We start from the raw sequence: 19,504 nt of genomic DNA, 5'->3' as shown, positions 1-19,504 counted from the left end.
AGCCAAGATTACGAGGTGCGCAATGCCGCGTAAGCCCCTACCGCCCCCCGCCGAGAAGTCGCCCGTCGATCTGACGGCCGTCGAGGCCGACCTGCAGGCAGCCGATGCCGCACGAGTCGTCGCGCAGCAGCAGGATGCACGAGTGCGCGCCGTCGCGCTGCAGATCGGCTATCAGCTTCCGGCGGACGCCACCAGCCCGGAACTCATCGCCCGCGACATCGCGGCAAACATGCGGCGCACGGTCGAGGCATGCCTGGAGATCGGACGCGGCCTGATCGTGCTGAAGGAGGCGTGCGCGCATGGGCAGTTCGGGCCACAACTGGCCGCGCTCGGGATCGACGTCAACGTCGCCGGCCGCTTCATGGCCGCGGCCAGGAAAATTCCAAATTCGCCGACGTCGGCGAATTTGGCGAGGGCCATTGGTAGTCAGAGCAAGCTCCTCGAACTCCTCATCCTCGACGACGAGCAAGTCGAGGAGCTCGCACTCACCGGTCAAACCGGCGAGCTGGCGCTGGACGACGTGGCGCGCATGAGCACCACAGAGCTGCGCGCCGCGTTGCGCAAGATCCGCCGCGAAAAGACCGAGGAAAAGGAGGCCGGCGAGCGTAACCGGCAGCGCAGCAGTGCGCGCATCAACGAGCTGGAGAGCGAGATCGACCAGCTCCAGCGCAAGCTCGCCGGCAAGCCGAAACCCACGCCTGCCGAAGAGGCCGCGCTGCGCGAACAATGGGCGCTCGACGCCCTGTCCGCCGCCGCCACGAGAGTGGTGGCGAGTATCACCGCAGGGCTGCGCCGGCACATCCAGACCCTCGAAGAGCAGTTCGGCGACGAGGTGCCGCCCAACCACGCCCGCTTGGCCGAGCGCCAGGCGATCGAGCAGGTCATCCAGGCGGCACGAGTTCTTGCGTCGGACTACGGCATCGATCTTCCGCTCTCTACGCAGACGCCGCAGGAGCTGGCCTGGCTGACCAACATGGAGTTGCTCGATGCGATGCGCGCCGACGATGTGCCGCAGCCCCTGAACGGCGATATCGGCGCGGCGGCGCTCGAGGCCGGCCTGGCAGCCGAAGGCTGGACGGTGCTCGACGATGATTTCGCGGCGGGCGCGCAAAGGGGGGGACGGTCATGCCGAATGACGACGCCCTGCTAGTGGCCGCAATGCCATTCGTGGAGCGCTGGATGTCAGCCCCCCATGGCGGCAAGTCCGGCGTGGTGGCTGACGCGTGCCAGCGGCTGGGCGGCATCAGCCCGCAGAGCTTCCATCGTCTTGCAAATCGGGTGGTTGGCGTGCGCCGCCGCTCACGCAGGTCGGACGCCGGCCAGCTGACGCTCACCCACGCCGAGGCGCAAATGATTTCCGCGTACTTGATGTCCGCCTTCAGCCGGCACGGCAAGCAGCGCGCCAGTGTGACGCAGACGCTGGCCGAGCTGCGCGCCAACCGGATTTTGCGGGCGGAGCGGGTGATTCCAGCGACCGGGGAGGTCGTGACGCTCTCGGACGCCGCGGTGACCCGCGCCTTGCGCCATTACGGACTCCACCCGGAGCAGCTCAACCGGCAGACGCCCTACGTGCACCTCACCAGCCCGCACGCCAACTGGTGCTGGCAGATGGACGCCTCGGTGTGCGTGATCTATTACCTGCCCCGCGAAGGGGCAATGATCCGCGAAATGACGGAAGCCGAGTTCTATGCCGGCAAGCCGCAAAACTGGAACCGAATCGCCGGGCAGATGGTGATCCGTTACCTGATGACCGAGCACCGCTGGGGGATGATGCGGCTGGGCTACGTGCAGGGCGCGGAGAGCGGCGAACATGCCTGCGACCACCTCATCCGCAGCATGCTGCGCCCGGACGATGCGCGCGGAATGCTGTGGGGCACTCCCAATCACCTGATGGTGGACCCAGGCTCGGCGCAGACCGGCAGTCAGTTCCGCCGGCTGTGCCGGCGCATGGGCATCAACCTCATCATCAACAAGCCGGGCAATCCGCGCGCGAAGGGTCAGGTCGAAGTCGGACACAACATCGTGGAGCGCAACTTCGAGCACGGTCTCAAGTTGCTCGGGCGCGAGATCCGCGGGCTGGACGATCTCAACCGCCTGGGCGGCGTCTGGCAGCGCTGGTTCAACACCACGGCCATCCACAGCCGCCACGGGCGTACCCGCTTCGCGGGCTGGGCCCAGGAGGTGGCGGAGTACTTGATCGCGCCGCCGAGTGAGGCCGCGATGCGCGATCTCGCGATCCGCGACCCGAAGACACCCACGGTGGCGGGCGACCTGTCCGTCGCGTACGAGGGCGGACGCTACTACGTCGGCCACGTGCCTGACATCCGCGTCGGCGAGACGGTGCAGGTGTGCCTCAATCCGTGGCGCGACGGCGAGGTGGTGCTGATCCGCGATGACGACAGGGGCCGCGAACTGCAGTTTCCGTTGCCGGAGATGGTCCGCGATGAGGCCGGGCAGTACCCGACGCACGGCGCAACCATCGGCGTGGACTACAGCGCGCCGCCCGACACGGCGATCGACGCCAACCGCAAGGCAGTCACAAAGCTGATCGCGGGCGAGGCCGCGCTGAAGGCTGCAGAAAAGAAATTGCGCAGGAAGGACACGGTGCCGCTCGAAGCCTTCGGCATCGATCCCCTCAAGCGCGCCCGCGAAGCCGATCTGCCAGCCGAGGTGCCCGAGGCCGCCGCAACCCGCGCGCTTGAGACAGCGCCGGCGATGGTGATTTCGCTGGTGCGTGCGGCACGCCTGATCCGCGACGGCCTGGCGCGCGAGCTGACCGACGCGGAATTCGAGTGGATCAGCCGGCGCTGGACCAAGGGCGTGCCGGAGCAACAGATCGGTGCGCTGATCACGCAGTTCGGCAGTACCGCCGATGCATCCGTCGCGCCGCCGCCGCCGGCGGCCGAGCGAATCGAGCGGGTGGCGTGATGGCACTGCAACTCAAGATCGTGCTGCGCCTGGCGCACCTGCGCCAATCCGATCTCGCCCGCCACTTGGGCGTGAGCGATGCCGCGGTGGCGCAGATCCTCAACCACGACATCTGGCCGAGGACCCGCACGCGACTGGACCTGGAAACGGCAATTCTGGCCTGGCTGGACGCCCGTGGCCTGGGCGTGCCGGGCGTATTCGAGATGGAGCCGGATCGCGCCAACGACCCGGCTCCGGATTCCCCCACATCATCCAAGACCCATGAAGGAGCAACCATGTTACTGGACCCGCAACCCTTGTCGCAACGCGCAAGGGAACGCTTCGGCCTGCGCCGCAACCCGTTCCATGTCGATTTGGATGGGCCGGACGACGTGTATCTGACACCCCACATGCGTGAGCGCTTGATCGATATGGAGAGCGCCGTGCTCAACCGCCGCTTCATCGCGATCTACGGCGAGTCGGGCAGCGGCAAGACGGAATTGCGCAAGCTGCTGCTGGATCGCGTCGAAGGGCGCGCGATCGTCATCAACCCGCGGGCCACGATCGGCATGACCGAAACGGACCGCAAGGGCCACACGCTGCGGATCGATGATATCTACCACGCGATCGCGATGGCACTGGACCCGAGCGAGCCGCTCAAGCGCAACCGCGAAGACCGCGCTGCGCAGCTGCGCGACATGCTCATGGAGGCCGCCGCGCCAGTGTGCCTGGTCATCGAGGAGGCGCACCGGACGCCGACCGTGACGCTGCAAAGTCTCAAGAGCCTGCGTGAGTCCAACAACGGCTGGGGCGCAGCGCTGGGCGTTCTCCTGATCGGCCAGCAAGAACTGCACACGAGGCTCTCCAAGCCAAGTTTGCGTGAAGTGGGTCAGCGCGCGGAGCGCTGCGAGCTGCAGCCCCTGGGCAAATACATGGCGGAGTACATGGCGCACCGTTTCGCGCGCGCAGGCGGCGAGCTGAGCAAAGTGTGGGAGCCCGGGGCCGTCGCGGCCCTCGAACAGCGCCTGGTGAGCCGCCAGACGGTCCGCCAGGGCGGCGTTGAGCGCGAGGTGACGACCAGCCTGGCCTATCCCCTGATGACAGGAAATTGCGCAGTGAGCGTCATGAATTTTGCTGCGAGCCTCGGGGCGGCACAGGTGAGCGCTGACATCGTCCAGGAATGGAGGATGGGAGCGTGATGACACCCCCCCCTGTCGCCCTGCCGCCGCGCCCCTGGTACGCCCGTCGCGGCACGGCGGCCGATGGCGTCGATGCATTGAGTTCGATCCACGACGCCGACGGCCGCCTGATCGCCATCGTCCGGGCCGGCGCGATCGGCGACCTGTTTGTGATCGCCCCCGATTTGCTCGCCGACCTCGCTGCCGTGTTGCGCACCACCGTCCAGCGGGACGCCGACTACCGCAATCAGCACGGCATCGAGATGGACGCCAAAGGCTGCCGCGAAGCGCTCTGTGACGCCATCGCCGACGCCATGGCCACCCTCGCACACGCCCAAGACAACGGTCTTCCGGTCGATCTGCCCGGACTGGCCGCACTGGAGGAAACGCCTTAACCATGGACACCACCATCATCCCCATCCGCCTCAAGCACAGGCAGTGCATTCCGGCACCCGGCCCGGCACCCGTGCACGTACTCACGGACCGTACCGTCGACCGCCTGCAGGCACTCAACACGGTCGCGCGGCAGCTGCGCAGCTGGAATATCGACGTCATCCGCGAGGACATCGCAGGAGCCTGGCCCGCCATCGGCCACCCGACGATCACGATCCGGCGCAGCCTCGACCGGAGCATTGCACCGCTGCTCGATGCAGTCGGGCGCGTCACCTGGATTCGAACGTCCGACGGCGTTACCGGCCTGGCCGTGCTCTACGGCGTGCGCATCACCTGGAGCGAGCCGCGATGAGCTTGATCGACATCCAGGCGGGCATCCTGCGGGCAATCGCGAAGGCGACGAGCAAGCACCCGGCACGCGCCGACGAGGTGCTTGCGCGCATGATCGACAAGGGCGATGACAGCATCACACCCCCTTTGGCGCAGAGAGCGCTGGAGGCGCTCGTGTCCAGCAAGTGCGTCACCACCGCCCACGTCCAGCGGATGAAGACCGACAAGGAGCCGTGGCTCGCAATCTGGCCGACCGGCCTTCCGCTTGCGCCGCCGCAGCCAGACAGGCCCTCGCGATTGCCCACGCGCCGCGCAGTCGGCCCGCACCGGCCTCCACCGACCCCGAAAAACCAGAAGTGCCGCAACGCCGGACTCGCCACCGCGGCAACGCAAATCGCGCCGCGATCCTCGAGGTGGTGATCGGCCGTTGCGCCGCGGACGCGCTGCTCATCAGTGAGATCGCGCGCCACATCGGCATTACGGCTTCCGGCGCGCAATGGCTCCTGGACGGCATGTCAGCCGCCGGCTCGATAGCCACGACTGACACCCGCCCGGTGCGCATCTACGACCCGCAAGCCGAGCACTCGAGACGCGCCGAGGCGCAAGCGCGAGTAGCGCTCGTTCACGCCTCACGGAATGTTCTTCCCGTCGAAACAAAAGGAGCCTGCCATGGCCGCCCCGCGCAAAGCTAAGACCGCCGCAGCACAGATCCCCGTACCGCAAACCCGCGACCAGGTCGCAGCCCACATCCGTGAAATCGGTGAGCGTCAGCGTGAGCTGGCGCGCATTCAGTCGGATATGAACGACGAACTCGCACACGTTAAGGAGAAATGGGAAACCGTCGCTGCACCGCACGCTCAGCGCATCGACGCGCTCACGCAGGGTGTGCAGATCTGGAGCGAAGCAAACCGCGACACGCTCACGCAGGGCGGAAAGACCAAGACCGCTGCGTTCGCGACCGGTGAAGTGTCGTGGCGCATCCGCCCCCCCTCGGTGCGCATCACCGGCGCCGAGGCCGTGCTCGATGCCCTGCGCCGCCTGGGACTGGACCGCTTCATCCGGGAGAAATCCGAGGTGAACAAGGAAGCCATTCTCAACGAGCCCGAGGCCAAGGCATGAGACTCACGACGTCGTACGGCAGCTACGAGATCGAGCCGATGCCCGGGCAGCCTCAAATTGCACTGTGCCACAGCTTTTTCATCGTCGAGCACGCGCGAGGACAGGGGCGCGCAAGCGCCCTGAAGCGGCACCAGAACGATGTGCTGGTGCAGCAGCACTACGACCTGGCGATCTGCACCGTCGCCAGCACCAATACGCGGCAGCATTCGGTGCTGAGCAAGGCAGGCTGGGTGCCGCTGATGACGTTCACCAACAGTCGCCTCGGTGGCGAAACCCTGATCTACGGTTTCGACGTTGCTGCAGCGCGTTCCTGCGCCGCCAGCGCGCTCGCGGCCGAGCCCCCCCCCGGGAGGGGTGGTATGACGGACGCGCTGCACCTTCTTCGCGTGCTACAGGGGCATATCGAAGAGGGCAAGCTCGTGCATCGCGGGGTTTTCAGCGACAAGGATTTTGGCTACGCGATCCAGTGTGCGAGGCACGAACTGGAGCGGTTGCGCGGCGAGCGCTGCGTGCTGCATAGCCTGCTGTGCGACGCCAACCACTTCTTGCGGCTGACCGACCTTGACCCGATTGACGAATCGAATTTGTCGCCGAGTGGCAATTCCTTGCGCGAGGCGCGCCAGAAGATCTTCGATGTACTGCTCAAGATCGATCACGAGAAGATCTCCGATGCGTTGAGCCTGATACCCATCGCAAAGAGCCGCTGACATGGAAATCACGATCAAGGTCCGCCAAACGATGGACAGTTACGTGGCCCGCCACGGCAAGCTGACCGCGAGCTGCACCGCGGGTCCTCGCCAGGCCGCTGAACGCCTGGCCGGGAAGATCTTCGGCCAGTTCCAGCGCGTCACGATCGAAGAAGTTTCCTTCGAGCCCTGCAGCCACTCGTACTGGCGCATCGTCACCGAACCACAAGTCTGCCGCATCTGCGGCTGCACTTGGGATCACGCCTGCTCGGGCGGCTGCTTTTGGGTCGAGGCGGATCTGTGCAGCCGGTGCGACGGCGGGGATGAGCAATGAGCACCCCCAACCCCCGTCATCTGGCGGGAAACCAGCGCCGCACCCTTTATGCCATGTACTTCCGCCTGATCAACATGGCCGCGACTTGGGACGGCATCAATCAGTACGTGATGGCTCAGCTCGTCGAACTCGCTGACCAGGTCGCGGACGTAGCGACCGATCTGGTTGAGCCGGATCAGGATGAGCCGGACAAGGAAATGGAATGATGGACGCAAAAGCGAAAATCCTCGACAAGATCAAGAAGTGCATGGCGCTTTCGAAGAGCGCAAGCGTGCAGGACGGCACGGTGATCATCAATTCGACCATCGCCCGCGGCGACCGCATCCGTTTCCGCAATGCCCACACCGACGGCGTACGCACGCTCCTTCATCCGGTCGCCGGCGTGCGACCGCTGCAAACGACGGCAGACCCCTTCGTCCGCGAGCCCCGCTACATCGTCATCAAGCTCAGCGACCTCGACGCCTACGCGCCGGCCGAAACCCGGCAGCAGATCCTGCAGGCGCAGCAGACGATCGACACTCTGCGCGTTCGTGATGGCAGGCCGCCGCTCGAATGCGTCGTGGTCGAGCGCGACTGGCCGGAGTACGCGGATACCTGGGCGGCTATCGAGCAGCGCACACGCCGCATGCAAAGTCGTGATGCGTCCGTGATGGAGAGCTACGGCGCCGTCACGCAAGGAGGGTGACCATGGCTTCCGCCCCTTTCGCTGCAGCTCGCCAGGATCAGCGTAAGCGCCTCATCAGGACAATACAGACTGGCCGCAGCCGCCTCGGCCTGGACGACAACACCTATCGGGACCTGCTTGCAGCGAAATCTGGCGGCAAGCGCTCTGCGGCCGATCTCGCCGTCCACCAGCTGGAGGCCGTGCTCAAGCACATGCGCGCCGCCGGCTTCGAGCCGCAAAAACCGGTCGCCGCGAAACCGCGCGAGCACCGCAAGCTGGATGATCGTCCCGAGGCGCGGAAAGCGCGCGCACTGTGGCTGTGGCTGCACGGGATCGGCATCGTCCGCGACCCCTCCGAATCCGCGCTGACATCGTTTGCCAGGCGTACGTGCGGCGGCGTCGATGCGCTGCAATGGGCGCGGCGGCCGGACAAGCTGGTCGAGGGTATCAAGGCTTGGTCTGCGCGGCTGCTTCCGGCCAAGCTGGATGCGCGGATCGCGAGCATGCAGGCCACCGGCAAGCTGCCCCTCCACATCACGCGGCAGTCGTGGATCGGCGACCAGTTCCCCACTCGTGATCCCGCGGCATTCGCCACCCTGCAGCTTGCGTGGCAGTCGCTCGACGAGGTGGATCGTGCATGCACCTACTGACGTTCACGAGTTGCTCAGCCTACTCGCCTGCGAGCTGGATACCGCGCTGACACGCCTGCAGCCGGCGATGCCGGTCGCCGATCGCGAGCATCTCGCCATCGAGCTGATGCACGCCTGCCGCCTCACCGTTGGCGGCCACCGTCTGCCCGCTTTCCCTAGCCTCGCCGCCAGCGAGCTGCTCGCCGACGTCGCATACAGCAAGCTCTACGATGGGCTGCGCGCCGTCCTGGACACACACATCACAATGCCCTCAGCTTGGCTCGACGTCGCCACCCTGCAGCTCCTCGACACCGTCCGCGAGACCGCCAAGGGAGAATACATACCCAAGACACGCTACATCGCCGCCGAGCGCAACCTGGACGAGATGTGGCGCAACTTCCGCGGGGACTTCCGAGCCACCGGGCTGGAGTACCATCTATCCAGCGAGCGCATACGTCAGCTCATGAGACCTCTCATGGCTGCCGACCTTAAGAGTCGCCAAGGCAACCTTTTCCCCGACGAGCAGCCATGACCTTCTACGAGCTATTCAAGGCCCGCCATCCACTCGAAGTGAAATCACGGTACGATGATTGGAGGCCCGCCACTCCGGAGGTCGAGGAGTTTATATACCTCAACCTCGACCCATCTAGAGTCCGCGAACTCGCGGGCGGCATCCTCTGTATTTTTAACGGCGAGCGCGAAGTGCGCGTCCGGTTCAAGTCGCGTTGATATCCCTTCAACGGGATTGCACGTGACGCAATCCCGTTGCAAACGCCTTCCCAGTACCCCGCGGGTGCCCCCGGCTCATCCCGCATTTATCGCGTCGATCCCCTGGGATTTATCTCATCTGTGATCAGCTGGCGCCCTATGGCGGGGGCCTGACCGTGTGGCGCACCGACGATACGATCGACGTGCTGCTCGAGCCCAGGCTGCGCATCGCCAAGACCTCCACCGGCGGCACCGGCAGCTTCGGCTTCCAGATGACGGGCCTGTCGGCCAGCACCGACACCATCGTCACCAGCGTGGCCGGCACGCCGGCGCCCGGCGCGGCCGGCATCGAGGGCACCGCCGGCACGGCGGTGACGATCACCGAGGCCACCGTGCCCGCCGGCTGGCCGGCCAACCCGGCCGCGGCCAGTTGCGTGGATGCCAACGGCACCGCCAGCGGCAACGGCACGGGGCCCTTCGGCACCCTGTCGGGCAAGGTGCTGAGCATCGCCGCGTCCAATCTGGTGGCCGGGGCCGACATCACCTGCACCTTCGTCAATACCCTGAACGGCATCGGCGGCACGGTGTTCAACGACGGCGGCGCGCCCAGCGGCGGGGCCAACACCGGCACGCCCAACAACGGCGTGCAGGACGGCGCCGAGGCCGGGCTGGCCGGGCTGGCGGTGAGCCTGACCGACTGCGCCGCCACCCCCCACGCCAGCGCCACCACCGACAGCGCCGGCCGCTACAGCCTGCAGGTGCCGCCCGCCGCGGCGGGCCAGCCGGTGTGCGTGAGCGTGGCGGTGCCGTCGGCCCGCCGCGCCACCGGCGCCAGCGTGGCGGGCACGCCCACGCCCGACGGCACGGCCACCAGCGTGGGCGGGGTGAGCTACACCTACGACCGCGCCGGCCAGCGGCAGGCGTTCACCGCGCCCGCCACCGGCGTGCTGACGCTGGACTTCGGCGTGGTGCCGGACAGCACGCTGCAGTCCGACAGCAGCAAGACGGGGCCCGGCGGCGGCGCGGCCGTGCATGGCCACAGCTTCACCGCGGGCACGGGCGGCAGCGTGGTGTTCTCCACCGGCGCGGGCACCAGCACGCCGGCGGTCGGCGGCTGGAGCGAGGTGGTGTATGCCGACCCGGACTGCACCGGCACGCTGCAGTCCGGCGCCGCCAGGCTGTATCCGCCGGCGGTGCCGCAGACCGTGGTGCAGGGCCAGGTGGTGTGCGTGGTGATGCGGCAGTTCGTGCCCGAAGGGGTGGCGAGCGGGGCGGCCAACAGCGTGCCGGTGCAGGCGGCGCTGACCTTCACCAACGCCGCGCCGGGCCTGGTGGCGACCTACACGGTGACCGACACCACCACGATGTCGTCGGGCGCGCTGACGCTGCAGAAGCGCGTGCGCAACGTGAGCACCGGCGGCGCCTTCGGCACGAGCAACCAGGCCCGCTCGGGCGACACGCTGGAGTACGAGGTGATCTACACCAACACCGGCGCGGAGCCGCTGACCCACATGCAGATCAGCGACGGCACGCCGGCCTACACCACCTTCGTGTCGGCCGCGGCGGACCTGCCGCTGCCGGGCGGGGTGACCGGCTGCAGCCTGCGCTCGCCGGCCAACCCGCCGCCGGCCGCGGCGGCGCCATGCTCGCCGGCCCAGACCGGCACCGGCAAGGGGCTCATCGGCTGGCATCTGGACGGCAGCGTGAATCCGGGCGCCAGCGGCACGGTGCGCTACACGGTGACGGTGGATTGAGTGGATCGAGCGCGATGCGGTTGGCTTGGCTGAACTGCATCGCGCTCCTGCTCCCCGTGCGGGGCGGAGGCCGAAAAGCGAAGCACTGCTTCGCCCGCTGGAGCGCGCTGTGGCCGGCAGGCCACAGAGCCGGGGCGCGGAGCGCGGCCGGGGCGCGCGGGCGACCCGCAGGGGCGCAGGCGGCGGCTGCAGGTTCCGTCTCGCGGGCCGCCGGCTAGCGGGTGCCGGCTAGCGGCGCACCAGGTGCAGGCCGCATTCCAGATGGGGGGTGTAGGGGAACTGGTCGAAGGCCGCGGCGGCGCCGATGCGGTGCGTGTCCTGCAGCGCTTCGACGTTTTCCCGCAGGGTCGCGGGGTTGCAGGAGATGTACAGGATGTTGTCGAAGCGTCCGGCGAGCCGCAGCGTGGCTTCGTCCAGGCCGCCGCGCGGCGGATCGACGAACAGCGTGCCGAACCGGTAGGCGCCGAGATCGATTCCGCGCATGCGGCGATATTCGCGGCCGCCGGCGAACGCGTCGCTGATCTCGTCGCTGGACATGCGGACCATGGTCACGTTGTCCACCGCGTTCGCCTCAAGGTTGTAGCGCGCCGCGCCGACGGACGACTTGCTGAGTTCGGTGGCGAGGACGCGGTCGAACAGGGGCGCGAGCGCGATCGTGAAGTTGCCGTTGCCGCAGTAGAGTTCGAGCAGGTCTGCGCCCGTTCCCACCGCCTGCGCGCGGGCCCAGGCGAGCATCTTGCGGTTCACGCCGCCGTTCGGCTGGGTGAAGCTGCCTTCGATCTGCTGGTAGCGCAGGTGCCGGCCGTCGAGTTCGAATTCTTCCAGCAGCCAGTCGCGGTCGAGGACGATCTTCTGCCCGCGGCTGCGCCCGATCAGCCGGATGTCCAGATCCGCGGCCAGTTCGCGGGCGGCCGGTTCCCATTGCCCGTCCAGCGGGCGATGATAGACGAGGCTGGCCATCAGCTCGCCGCTCTGGGTGGCGAGAAACTCGACCTGGAACAGGCGGCGCTTCAGGGTTTCGGATGCCTGCACGCGATCGCGCAGGCGCGGCATCACGGCGCAGATGGGGGCGGCGGCGGCGGGGAATTCGTCGATCAGCACCGGCTTTCCAGGTTCGGCCGGATCGTACATGGCATAGTCGATGCGGCCGTCGTGGTGCCACATGCGGAATTCGGCGCGCAGGCGGTAGTGCAGCGGCTCGGAATCGAAGATCGCGGGCTCGGGCAGCCCGAGGGCGGCGAAATCCGCCCTGAAACGGTCGGCCTTGGCGGCGAGCTGGGCCGAATATTCGACGGGGTTGAAGCTGGGAAGCGGCATGTTCGGTCGTGCGATGGTCTGGATGGAGCGGGCCGGGGAGGGCCGGAGGGCGGATTCTACGTGAAGCGGGTGGCGCCGGCCTTTGCCCGGCGGCGCGAAAGGGGAATCGCCGCGCGGTACGCCGGACCCGGAGCGGCGCCGGTCGCACGGCGCATCCGATGGGATTGTTGGTCTGGGTGGAACGGTCTTGGCGGAAGAGGCATCTTTATCCAGACAGGAATGACAACGATGATCTGCACTCCGAAACTCCCCCGCTGCTGCGGGCAATCGAAATGACACGCGCACGCATCACCGCCTATCTGCTCCTCACCGTGACGTCGCTCTTCTGGGCCGGCAATATGGTCATGAGCCGCGGCCTGCGCGCCGACCTGCCTCCGATCGCCCTGGCCTTCTGGCGGTGGATGATAGCCTTTGCCTGCGTGCTCCCGCTTGCGTTGCCGCACCTGAGGGCGCAATGGCCCGCGTTGCGCGCCGCGTGGAAGCGGGTGATCTTTCTCGGCGTGTTCGGGGTCGGGTTCTACAACACCTTTTCCTACATCGCGGTGCAGTACACGACCGCGACCAGCGCCACGCTGCTGAACTCCTTCATCCCGGTCGCCACCATCGCGCTGGCCTTCGTCTTTCTCGGCAAGCGGCTGGGACGGATGGAAGCCGTCGGCGTGCTGGTGTCGCTGGCCGGCGTGATCGTGCTGATCGGCCGCGGCAGCATGGATACGCTGCTCGGGCTGCAGCTCAACACCGGCGACGTCTGGATGCTGGCAGCGGTGCTCGCATGGAGCATCTATACGGTGGGGCTGCAGTGGCGGCCCCAGGGCGTGCATCCGATGCTGCTGCTGGCATCCTTCATCGTGGTGGGGCTGGCCGTGATGGCGCCCATGTATGCGTGGGAGGTGGCGTCCGGCGCCACCATCAATCTGCATGCGGGCTCGGTGGCCGGTATCCTCTACGCCGGGATCGTCGCCGCCTTCCTCGGGTTCGTCTGCTTCAATGCGGGTGTCAGTGAAGTCGGGCCGTCGATCGGCTCGCTGTTCATCCATCTGCAACCCGTTTTCGCGTCCATCCTGTCGGCACTGCTGCTGGGCGAGAGTCCGCAGTGGTATCACTACCTCGGCATGGCGCTGGTGTTCAGCGGCATCGTTGCGACGATGTGGCGCAGCCCGGCGGTCCGCCCCGCCACGGCGGCGCGCGGTTCCGCCTGACGCGGAACGGGCCGCTCCGGCCGGCGGATGGATCGGTCGCTGGCCGTCATTACGGAGAAATCATGGATTCGACGCTCTTCATCACCGGTGCCACCTCGGGGTTTGGCGAGGCATGCGCCCGGCGTTTCGCCGCTGCCGGATGGAAACTGGTCGTCACGGGACGCCGCCAGGACCGCCTGCAGGCGCTTGCCGGGGAACTGTCCACCACGACCTCCGTGCTGCCGCTGGCCGTCGACGTGCGGGACAGGCAGGCGATGCAGGAATCCATCGATGGCCTTCCTGCGGAATTCGCGACTCTGCGCGGCCTGATCAACAACGCCGGCCTCGCCCTGGGGATCAACCCGGCGCAGCAGTGCAGCCTCGACGAATGGGACACGATGGTCGATACCAACGTGAAGGGGCTGATGTACACGACGCGCATGCTGCTCCCCAGGCTCATCGCCCACGGCGCGGGGGCGAGCATCGTGAACATCGGCTCCGTCGCGGGGAACTGGCCGTACCCGGGAGGCAACGTGTATGGCGGAACGAAGGCATTCGTGCGCCAGTTCTCGCTCGGCCTGCGCTGCGATCTCGTCGGCACCGGCGTTCGGGTCACCGATCTCGAACCGGGCCTGTGCGAGAGCGAATTCACGCTGGTGCGCTTCGGCGGCGATCAGGCCCGCTACGCCGCAACCTATGCGGGCGCCGATCCGGTCCAGCCGGAAGACATCGCCGAAACCTGCTTCTGGCTGATGAACCAGCCGCCGCACATCAACATCAACAATCTGGAAATCATGCCGGTGAGCCAGACCTGGAGCGGTTTCGCAATCCATCGGCAATGACGGCGGCGGCCCGGCCGCGCCGGGAGGGTTTCCCGCACCGGCGTCCGACGCTTCGACGCTGCGTCACCACCATGCCGGCATTTCCGTGTCGGCGGGACCGGACGTACCAGGTCGCCCTTGCCCCGGTGCGTGGGGCATTGACAGTCGTTTCCGGGCGCTTATACTGCGCGGCTCTCTTTCGTCGGCGCGATTCCCTGCGGGAGCGTTGGCGCGTTGAGGCGGGCGGGGGAAGCGGGAAGCGCGGCGTGGTGGGCGCCGTTGTTTTGGAAACGTCCGTCGCGCTGGGGGTTGACGGGTTGTCCGGAGTTGGCCATAATTTCGTTTCTCTGCTGCAGCGATGCAGCGGTTCTTTAAAAAGTTGAACAACCGATAAGTGTGGGTGCCAGGTCGTTGTGGCGGGCAGCGAGAGCTGCCTGGTTTCGCAATGATTGGGTACTCGCATTACAGTCAGTAATGATTTTGAGTACCTTGTAGGATTGAACTTAAGAGTTTGATCCTGGCTCAGATTGAACGCTGGCGGCATGCTTTACACATGCAAGTCGAACGGCAGCGGGGGCTTCGGCCCGCCGGCGAGTGGCGAACGGGTGAGTAATGCATCGGAACGTGCCCATTCGTGGGGGATAACGTATCGAAAGGTACGCTAATACCGCATACGCCCTGAGGGGGAAAGCGGGGGATCTTCGGACCTCGCGCGATTGGAGCGGCCGATGTCGGATTAGCTTGTTGGTGAGGTAAAGGCTCACCAAGGCGACGATCCGTAGCGGGTCTGAGAGGATGATCCGCCACACTGGGACTGAGACACGGCCCAGACTCCTACGGGAGGCAGCAGTGGGGAATTTTGGACAATGGGGGCAACCCTGATCCAGCCATGCCGCGTGAGTGAAGAAGGCCTTCGGGTTGTAAAGCTCTTTCGGCCGGGAAGAAATCGGACGCTCTAACATAGCGTTCGGATGACGGTACCGGACTAAGAAGCACCGGCTAACTACGTGCCAGCAGCCGCGGTAATACGTAGGGTGCGAGCGTTAATCGGAATTACTGGGCGTAAAGCGTGCGCAGGCGGTCGTGTAAGACAGGTGTGAAATCCCCGGGCTTAACCTGGGAACTGCGCTTGTGACTGCACGGCTGGAGTACGGCAGAGGGGGGTGGAATTCCACGTGTAGCAGTGAAATGCGTAGAGATGTGGAGGAACACCGATGGCGAAGGCAGCCCCCTGGGCCTGTACTGACGCTCATGCACGAAAGCGTGGGGAGCAAACAGGATTAGATACCCTGGTAGTCCACGCCCTAAACGATGTCGACTAGTTGTTCGGTGCAGCAATGCGCTGAGTAACGCAGCTAACGCGTGAAGTCGACCGCCTGGGGAGTACGGCCGCAAGGTTAAAACTCAAAGGAATTGACGGGGACCCGCACAAGCGGTGGATGATGTGGATTAATTCGATGCAACGCGAAAAACCTTACCTACCCTTGACATGCCAGGAACCTTGGTGAGAGCCGAGGGTGCCTTCGGGAGCCTGGACACAGGTGCTGCATGGCTGTCGTCAGCTCGTGTCGTGAGATGTTGGGTTAAGTCCCGCAACGAGCGCAACCCTTGTCACTAGTTGCCATCATTTGGTTGGGCACTCTAGTGAGACTGCCGGTGACAAACCGGAGGAAGGTGGGGATGACGTCAAGTCCTCATGGCCCTTATGGGTAGGGCTTCACACGTCATACAATGGTCGGTACAGAGGGTTGCCAAGCCGCGAGGTGGAGCCAATCCCTTAAAGCCGATCGTAGTCCGGATCGTAGTCTGCAACTCGACTGCGTGAAGTCGGAATCGCTAGTAATCGCAGATCAGCATGCTGCGGTGAATACGTTCCCGGGTCTTGTACACACCGCCCGTCACACCATGGGAGTGGGTTTCACCAGAAGTAGGTAGCTTAACCTTCGGGAGGGCGCTTACCACGGTGAGATTCATGACTGGGGTGAAGTCGTAACAAGGTAGCCGTATCGGAAGGTGCGGCTGGATCACCTCCTTTCAAGAGAAGACGCCACGACCGGCCGTGGCATCCACAGCTTATCGGTTGTTCAGACCAAGAGCCTCGAAGGCGTTTGAGGGTCTGTAGCTCAGTCGGTTAGAGCACCGTCTTGATAAGGCGGGGGTCGTTGGTTCGAATCCAACCAGACCCACCAAACTCAAGCGGTCTGTCGGGAGGGGCTGTAGCTCAGCTGGGAGAGCGGCGGCTTTGCAAGCCGTAGGTCGTCGGTTCGATCCCGACCAGCTCCACCAGCGCTTCGAGAAGCCAGACCTGGCGATGGGTGCCGTCGTCATGTCTGGCTTCTTGGACGATAGCGATATCGGCCGGAAGGTTCGTTCTTTAACAAAGTGGAAGAAGTGCAGTGCGCATCGAGCCGGTGCGCGCTGCAAGTTGTGTGATTGCATCGGTTCGGGCTGCGTGGTCAGCACAGCCCGGACCGCACAAGCGAGTTCGCCTATGGCCGGCTCTTCGAGCGCGTGAGCGCGAGGAGGAGCCAAGGTTATAGGATCAAGCGACGAAGTGCATGTGGTGGATGCCTTGGCGATCACAGGCGATGAAGGACGTGTAAGCCTGCGAAAAGCTTCGGGGAGCTGGCAATAGAGCTTTGATCCGGAGATGTCCGAATGGGGAAACCCACCCCGCAAGGGGTATCCCAGACCGAATCCATAGGTCTGAGGAGGCGAACGCGGCGAACTGAAACATCTAAGTAGCCGCAGGAACAGAAATCAACCGAGATTCCGTAAGTAGTGGCGAGCGAACACGGAAGAGCCTGCACGACAAAACCATCAGCTTAGCAAAACGGTCTGGAAAGTCCGACGATACAGGGTGAGAGTCCCGTATGCGAAAAGCCGGTGGCGGGTCTGAGCGTGCGACAAGTAGGGCGGGACACGTGTAATCCTGTCTGAAGATGGGGGGACCATCCTCCAAGGCTAAATACTCGTGATCGACCGATAGTGAACCAGTACCGTGAGGGAAAGGCGAAAAGAACCCCGGGAGGGGAGTGAAATAGATCCTGAAACCGCATGCATACAAACAGTGGGAGCCTCGAAAGGGGTGACTGCGTACCTTTTGTATAATGGGTCAGCGACTTACGTTCTGTAGCGAGCTTAACCGAGTAGGGGAGGCGTAGCGAAAGCGAGTCTGATAAGGGCGTCGTAGTTGCAGGGCGTAGACCCGAAACCGGATGATCTATCCATGGCCAGGATGAAGGTGCCGTAACAGGTACTGGAGGTCCGAACCCACTAACGTTGAAAAGTTAGGGGATGAGCTGTGGATAGGGGTGAAAGGCTAAACAAATCCGGAAATAGCTGGTTCTCCCCGAAAACTATTTAGGTAGTGCGTCGTACGGACACTTGCGGGGGTAGAGCACTGTAATCGTTGGGGGGTCATTGCGATCTACCCCGCGATAGCAAACTCCGAATACCGCAAAGTGATATACGGCAGACAGACATCGGGTGCTAACGTCCGGTGTCAAGAGGGAAACAACCCAGACCGCCAGCTAAGGTCCCAAATGCATGGCTAAGTGGCAAACGAGGTGGGAAGGCCCAGACAGCTAGGAGGTTGGCTTAGAAGCAGCCACCCTTTAAAGAAAGCGTAATAGCTCACTAGTCGAGTCGTCCTGCGCGGAAGATGTAACGGGGCTCAAGCCATGAACCGAAGCTGCGGATGTGTCTTTGACACGTGGTAGGGGAGCGTTCCGTAAGCCTGCGAAGGTGTCTCGTAAGGGATGCTGGAGGTATCGGAAGTGCGAATGCTGACATGAGTAGCGATAAAGGGTGTGAAAAGCACCCTCGCCGTAAGCCCAAGGTTTCCTGCGCAACGTTCATCGGCGCAGGGTGAGTCGGCCCCTAAGGCGAGGCAGAAATGCGTAGTCGATGGGAAACAGGTCAATATTCCTGTACCGCTCTATGATGCGATGGGGGACGGAGAAGGTTAGGTTGGCCGGGTGTTGGACGTCCCGGTTTAAGTGTGTAGGCGTGCCGCGTAGGCAAATCCGCGCGGCTGAGCCAAGGCATGATGACGAGGATCCTCGGATCCGAAGCAACGGATACCCCGCTTCCAGGAAAAGCCTCTAAGCTTCAGTCATAGAGTGACCGTACCGCAAACCGACACAGGTGGGCTGGTAGAGCATACCAAGGCGCTTGAGAGAACTCAGGAGAAGGAACTCGGCAAATTGATACCGTAACTTCGGGAGAAGGTATGCCCCGTTAGCTTGTAGGCGAACAGCCGAAGGGCGAAGGGGCCGCAGAGAATCGGTGGCTGCGACTGTTTATTAAAAACACAGCACTCTGCAAACACGAAAGTGGACGTATAGGGTGTGACGCCTGCCCGGTGCCGGAAGGTTAAGTGATGGGGTGCAAGCTCTTGATCGAAGCCCCGGTAAACGGCGGCCGTAACTATAACGGTCCTAAGGTAGCGAAATTCCTTGTCGGGTAAGTTCCGACCTGCACGAATGGCGTAACGATGGCCACACTGTCTCCTCCTGAGACTCAGCGAAGTTGAAATGTTTGTGAAGATGCAATCTCCCCGCGGCTAGACGGAAAGACCCCATGAACCTTTACTGTAGCTTTGCATTGGACTTTGACGGGACTTGTGTAGGATAGGTGGGAGGCTAGGAAGCCGGAACGCTAGTTCCGGTGGAGCCATCCTTGAAATACCACCCTGGTGTCGTCGAGGTTCTAACCCAGACCCGTGAATCCGGGTCGGGGACCGTGCATGGTGGGCAGTTTGACTGGGGCGGTCTCCTCCCAAAAGGTAACGGAGGAGTACGAAGGTCACCTAGGTACGGTCGGACATCGTACTGATAGTGCAATGGCAAAAGGTGGCTTGACTGCGAGACCCACACGTCGAGCAGGTGCGAAAGCAGGTCATAGTGATCCGGTGGTTCTGTATGGAAGGGCCATCGCTCAACGGATAAAAGGTACTCTGGGGATAACAGGCTGATTCCGCCCAAGAGTTCACATCGACGGCGGAGTTTGGCACCTCGATGTCGGCTCATCACATCCTGGGGCTGTAGCCGGTCCCAAGGGTATGGCTGTTCGCCATTTAAAGTGGTACGTGAGCTGGGTTTAAAACGTCGTGAGACAGTTTGGTCCCTATCTGCCGTGGGCGCTGGAAGTTTGAGAGGGCCTGCTCCTAGTACGAGAGGACCGGAGTGGACGCACCCCTGGTGTACCGGTTGTGACGCCAGTCGCATCGCCGGGTAGCTATGTGCGGAAGAGATAACCGCTGAAAGCATCTAAGCGGGAAACTCGCCTCAAGATGAGACTTCCCCGGGGCCCAGAGCCCCCTGAAGGGTCGTGGAAGACCACCACGTTGATAGGTCGGGTGTGGAAGCGTGGCAACACGTTAAGCTAACCGATACTAATTGCCCGTGCGGCTTGATCCTATAACCTTGGACAACCGCGATACTCGCACACGTGTCACACCCACACGTGTCACACCAATCACA

General features: G+C 64.3%; 18 protein-coding genes, 2 tRNA genes and 2 rRNA genes. 21 read left to right on the top strand and 1 reads right to left on the bottom strand.

Going from position 1 to position 19,504, the window contains the following annotated elements:
- Positions 1-22 precede the first annotated feature (22 nt).
- The 15 genes from CCZ27_RS23970 (at position 23) to CCZ27_RS09400 (ending at position 10,702) form a co-directional block, all read left to right on the top strand.
- Entirely contained in the window at positions 23-1,150 is a 1,128-nt protein-coding gene (locus tag CCZ27_RS23970) for a hypothetical protein (RefSeq protein ID WP_198363305.1), read from the top strand.
- Positions 1,126-2,928, top strand: a complete 1,803-nt coding sequence (locus CCZ27_RS09460; protein WP_157748527.1) for a DDE-type integrase/transposase/recombinase — start codon at positions 1,126-1,128, stop codon at positions 2,926-2,928. Before CCZ27_RS23970 ends, CCZ27_RS09460 begins: the two co-directional genes overlap by 25 nt.
- Entirely contained in the window at positions 2,928-4,106 is a 1,179-nt protein-coding gene (locus CCZ27_RS09455; RefSeq protein ID WP_096447616.1) for an ExeA family protein, read from the top strand. The genes CCZ27_RS09460 and CCZ27_RS09455 overlap by 1 nt, the downstream gene beginning before the upstream one ends.
- Entirely contained in the window at positions 4,103-4,480 is a 378-nt protein-coding gene (locus CCZ27_RS09450; RefSeq protein WP_157748526.1) for a hypothetical protein, read from the top strand. Before CCZ27_RS09455 ends, CCZ27_RS09450 begins: the two co-directional genes overlap by 4 nt.
- Positions 4,481-4,482: 2 nt before the next feature.
- Positions 4,483-4,830 carry a hypothetical protein gene (locus CCZ27_RS09445; RefSeq protein ID WP_096447612.1) on the top strand — a complete coding sequence of 116 codons (348 nt, stop codon included), beginning with the start codon at positions 4,483-4,485 and terminating at the stop codon, positions 4,828-4,830.
- Positions 4,827-5,228 carry a hypothetical protein gene (locus tag CCZ27_RS23490; RefSeq protein WP_157748525.1) on the top strand — a complete coding sequence of 134 codons (402 nt, stop codon included), beginning with the start codon at positions 4,827-4,829 and terminating at the stop codon, positions 5,226-5,228. Before CCZ27_RS09445 ends, CCZ27_RS23490 begins: the two co-directional genes overlap by 4 nt.
- Before the next feature lie 249 nt (positions 5,229-5,477).
- Positions 5,478-5,927 carry a host-nuclease inhibitor Gam family protein gene (locus CCZ27_RS09435; protein ID WP_157748524.1) on the top strand — a complete coding sequence of 150 codons (450 nt, stop codon included), beginning with the start codon at positions 5,478-5,480 and terminating at the stop codon, positions 5,925-5,927.
- Positions 5,924-6,634: a hypothetical protein gene (locus tag CCZ27_RS09430; RefSeq protein ID WP_096447605.1), complete on the top strand. Its 711-nt coding sequence runs from the start codon at positions 5,924-5,926 to the stop codon at positions 6,632-6,634. Before CCZ27_RS09435 ends, CCZ27_RS09430 begins: the two co-directional genes overlap by 4 nt.
- 1 nt (position 6,635) lies before the next feature.
- Positions 6,636-6,947: a hypothetical protein gene (locus CCZ27_RS09425; RefSeq protein ID WP_096447603.1), complete on the top strand. Its 312-nt coding sequence runs from the start codon at positions 6,636-6,638 to the stop codon at positions 6,945-6,947.
- Positions 6,944-7,153, top strand: coding sequence for a hypothetical protein (locus CCZ27_RS23485; RefSeq protein WP_157748523.1), 210 nt, complete (start codon positions 6,944-6,946; stop codon positions 7,151-7,153). Before CCZ27_RS09425 ends, CCZ27_RS23485 begins: the two co-directional genes overlap by 4 nt.
- On the top strand, positions 7,150-7,632 hold the full coding sequence (locus CCZ27_RS09420) for a hypothetical protein (RefSeq protein WP_157748522.1): 483 nt from the start codon (positions 7,150-7,152) through the stop codon (positions 7,630-7,632). The genes CCZ27_RS23485 and CCZ27_RS09420 overlap by 4 nt, the downstream gene beginning before the upstream one ends.
- Positions 7,633-7,634: 2 nt before the next feature.
- Entirely contained in the window at positions 7,635-8,261 is a 627-nt protein-coding gene (locus tag CCZ27_RS09415) for a regulatory protein GemA (protein WP_096447599.1), read from the top strand.
- The gene (locus CCZ27_RS09410; RefSeq protein WP_157748521.1) at positions 8,245-8,772 is read left to right on the top strand and encodes a hypothetical protein; all 528 of its coding nucleotides are present in this window, start codon (positions 8,245-8,247) and stop codon (positions 8,770-8,772) included. Before CCZ27_RS09415 ends, CCZ27_RS09410 begins: the two co-directional genes overlap by 17 nt.
- On the top strand, positions 8,769-8,969 hold the full coding sequence (locus CCZ27_RS09405; RefSeq protein ID WP_096447595.1) for a hypothetical protein: 201 nt from the start codon (positions 8,769-8,771) through the stop codon (positions 8,967-8,969). Before CCZ27_RS09410 ends, CCZ27_RS09405 begins: the two co-directional genes overlap by 4 nt.
- 155 nt (positions 8,970-9,124) lie before the next feature.
- Entirely contained in the window at positions 9,125-10,702 is a 1,578-nt protein-coding gene (locus CCZ27_RS09400) for a prealbumin-like fold domain-containing protein (RefSeq protein WP_096447593.1), read from the top strand.
- A gap of 228 nt (positions 10,703-10,930) precedes the next feature.
- On the opposite strand, the gene trmA is transcribed toward CCZ27_RS09400, so the two are convergent.
- Positions 10,931-12,019, bottom strand: coding sequence for a tRNA (uridine(54)-C5)-methyltransferase TrmA (gene trmA, locus CCZ27_RS09395; protein ID WP_096447591.1), 1,089 nt, complete (start codon positions 12,017-12,019; stop codon positions 10,931-10,933).
- A 272-nt stretch (positions 12,020-12,291) separates the two neighbouring features.
- Between trmA and CCZ27_RS09390 the strand changes: the two genes are divergently transcribed.
- From CCZ27_RS09390 to CCZ27_RS09365, 6 genes are all read left to right on the top strand, one after another.
- Entirely contained in the window at positions 12,292-13,218 is a 927-nt protein-coding gene (locus CCZ27_RS09390) for a DMT family transporter (RefSeq protein ID WP_096447589.1), read from the top strand.
- Positions 13,219-13,280: 62 nt separating this feature from the next.
- On the top strand, positions 13,281-14,039 hold the full coding sequence (locus CCZ27_RS09385; protein WP_096452373.1) for an SDR family oxidoreductase: 759 nt from the start codon (positions 13,281-13,283) through the stop codon (positions 14,037-14,039).
- Positions 14,040-14,517: 478 nt separating this feature from the next.
- A 16S ribosomal RNA gene (locus tag CCZ27_RS09380) occupies positions 14,518-16,053 on the top strand.
- A gap of 77 nt (positions 16,054-16,130) precedes the next feature.
- Positions 16,131-16,207, top strand: a tRNA-Ile gene (locus CCZ27_RS09375).
- A 21-nt stretch (positions 16,208-16,228) separates the two neighbouring features.
- Positions 16,229-16,304 (top strand) — tRNA-Ala (locus CCZ27_RS09370).
- A 254-nt stretch (positions 16,305-16,558) separates the two neighbouring features.
- Positions 16,559-19,441, top strand: a 23S ribosomal RNA gene (locus CCZ27_RS09365).
- Together the 16S and 23S rRNA genes with 2 tRNA genes alongside form the textbook arrangement of a ribosomal RNA operon.
- The last annotated feature ends 63 nt before the right edge of the window (positions 19,442-19,504 follow it).

The organism is Thauera sp. K11 (genome assembly GCF_002354895.1).
In the GTDB taxonomy this organism is placed as follows: Bacteria; Pseudomonadota; Gammaproteobacteria; order Burkholderiales; family Rhodocyclaceae; genus Thauera; species Thauera sinica.
The sequence above is the reverse complement of the archived record's forward strand: the minus strand, read 5'-3'. Positions and strand labels throughout refer to the sequence as shown.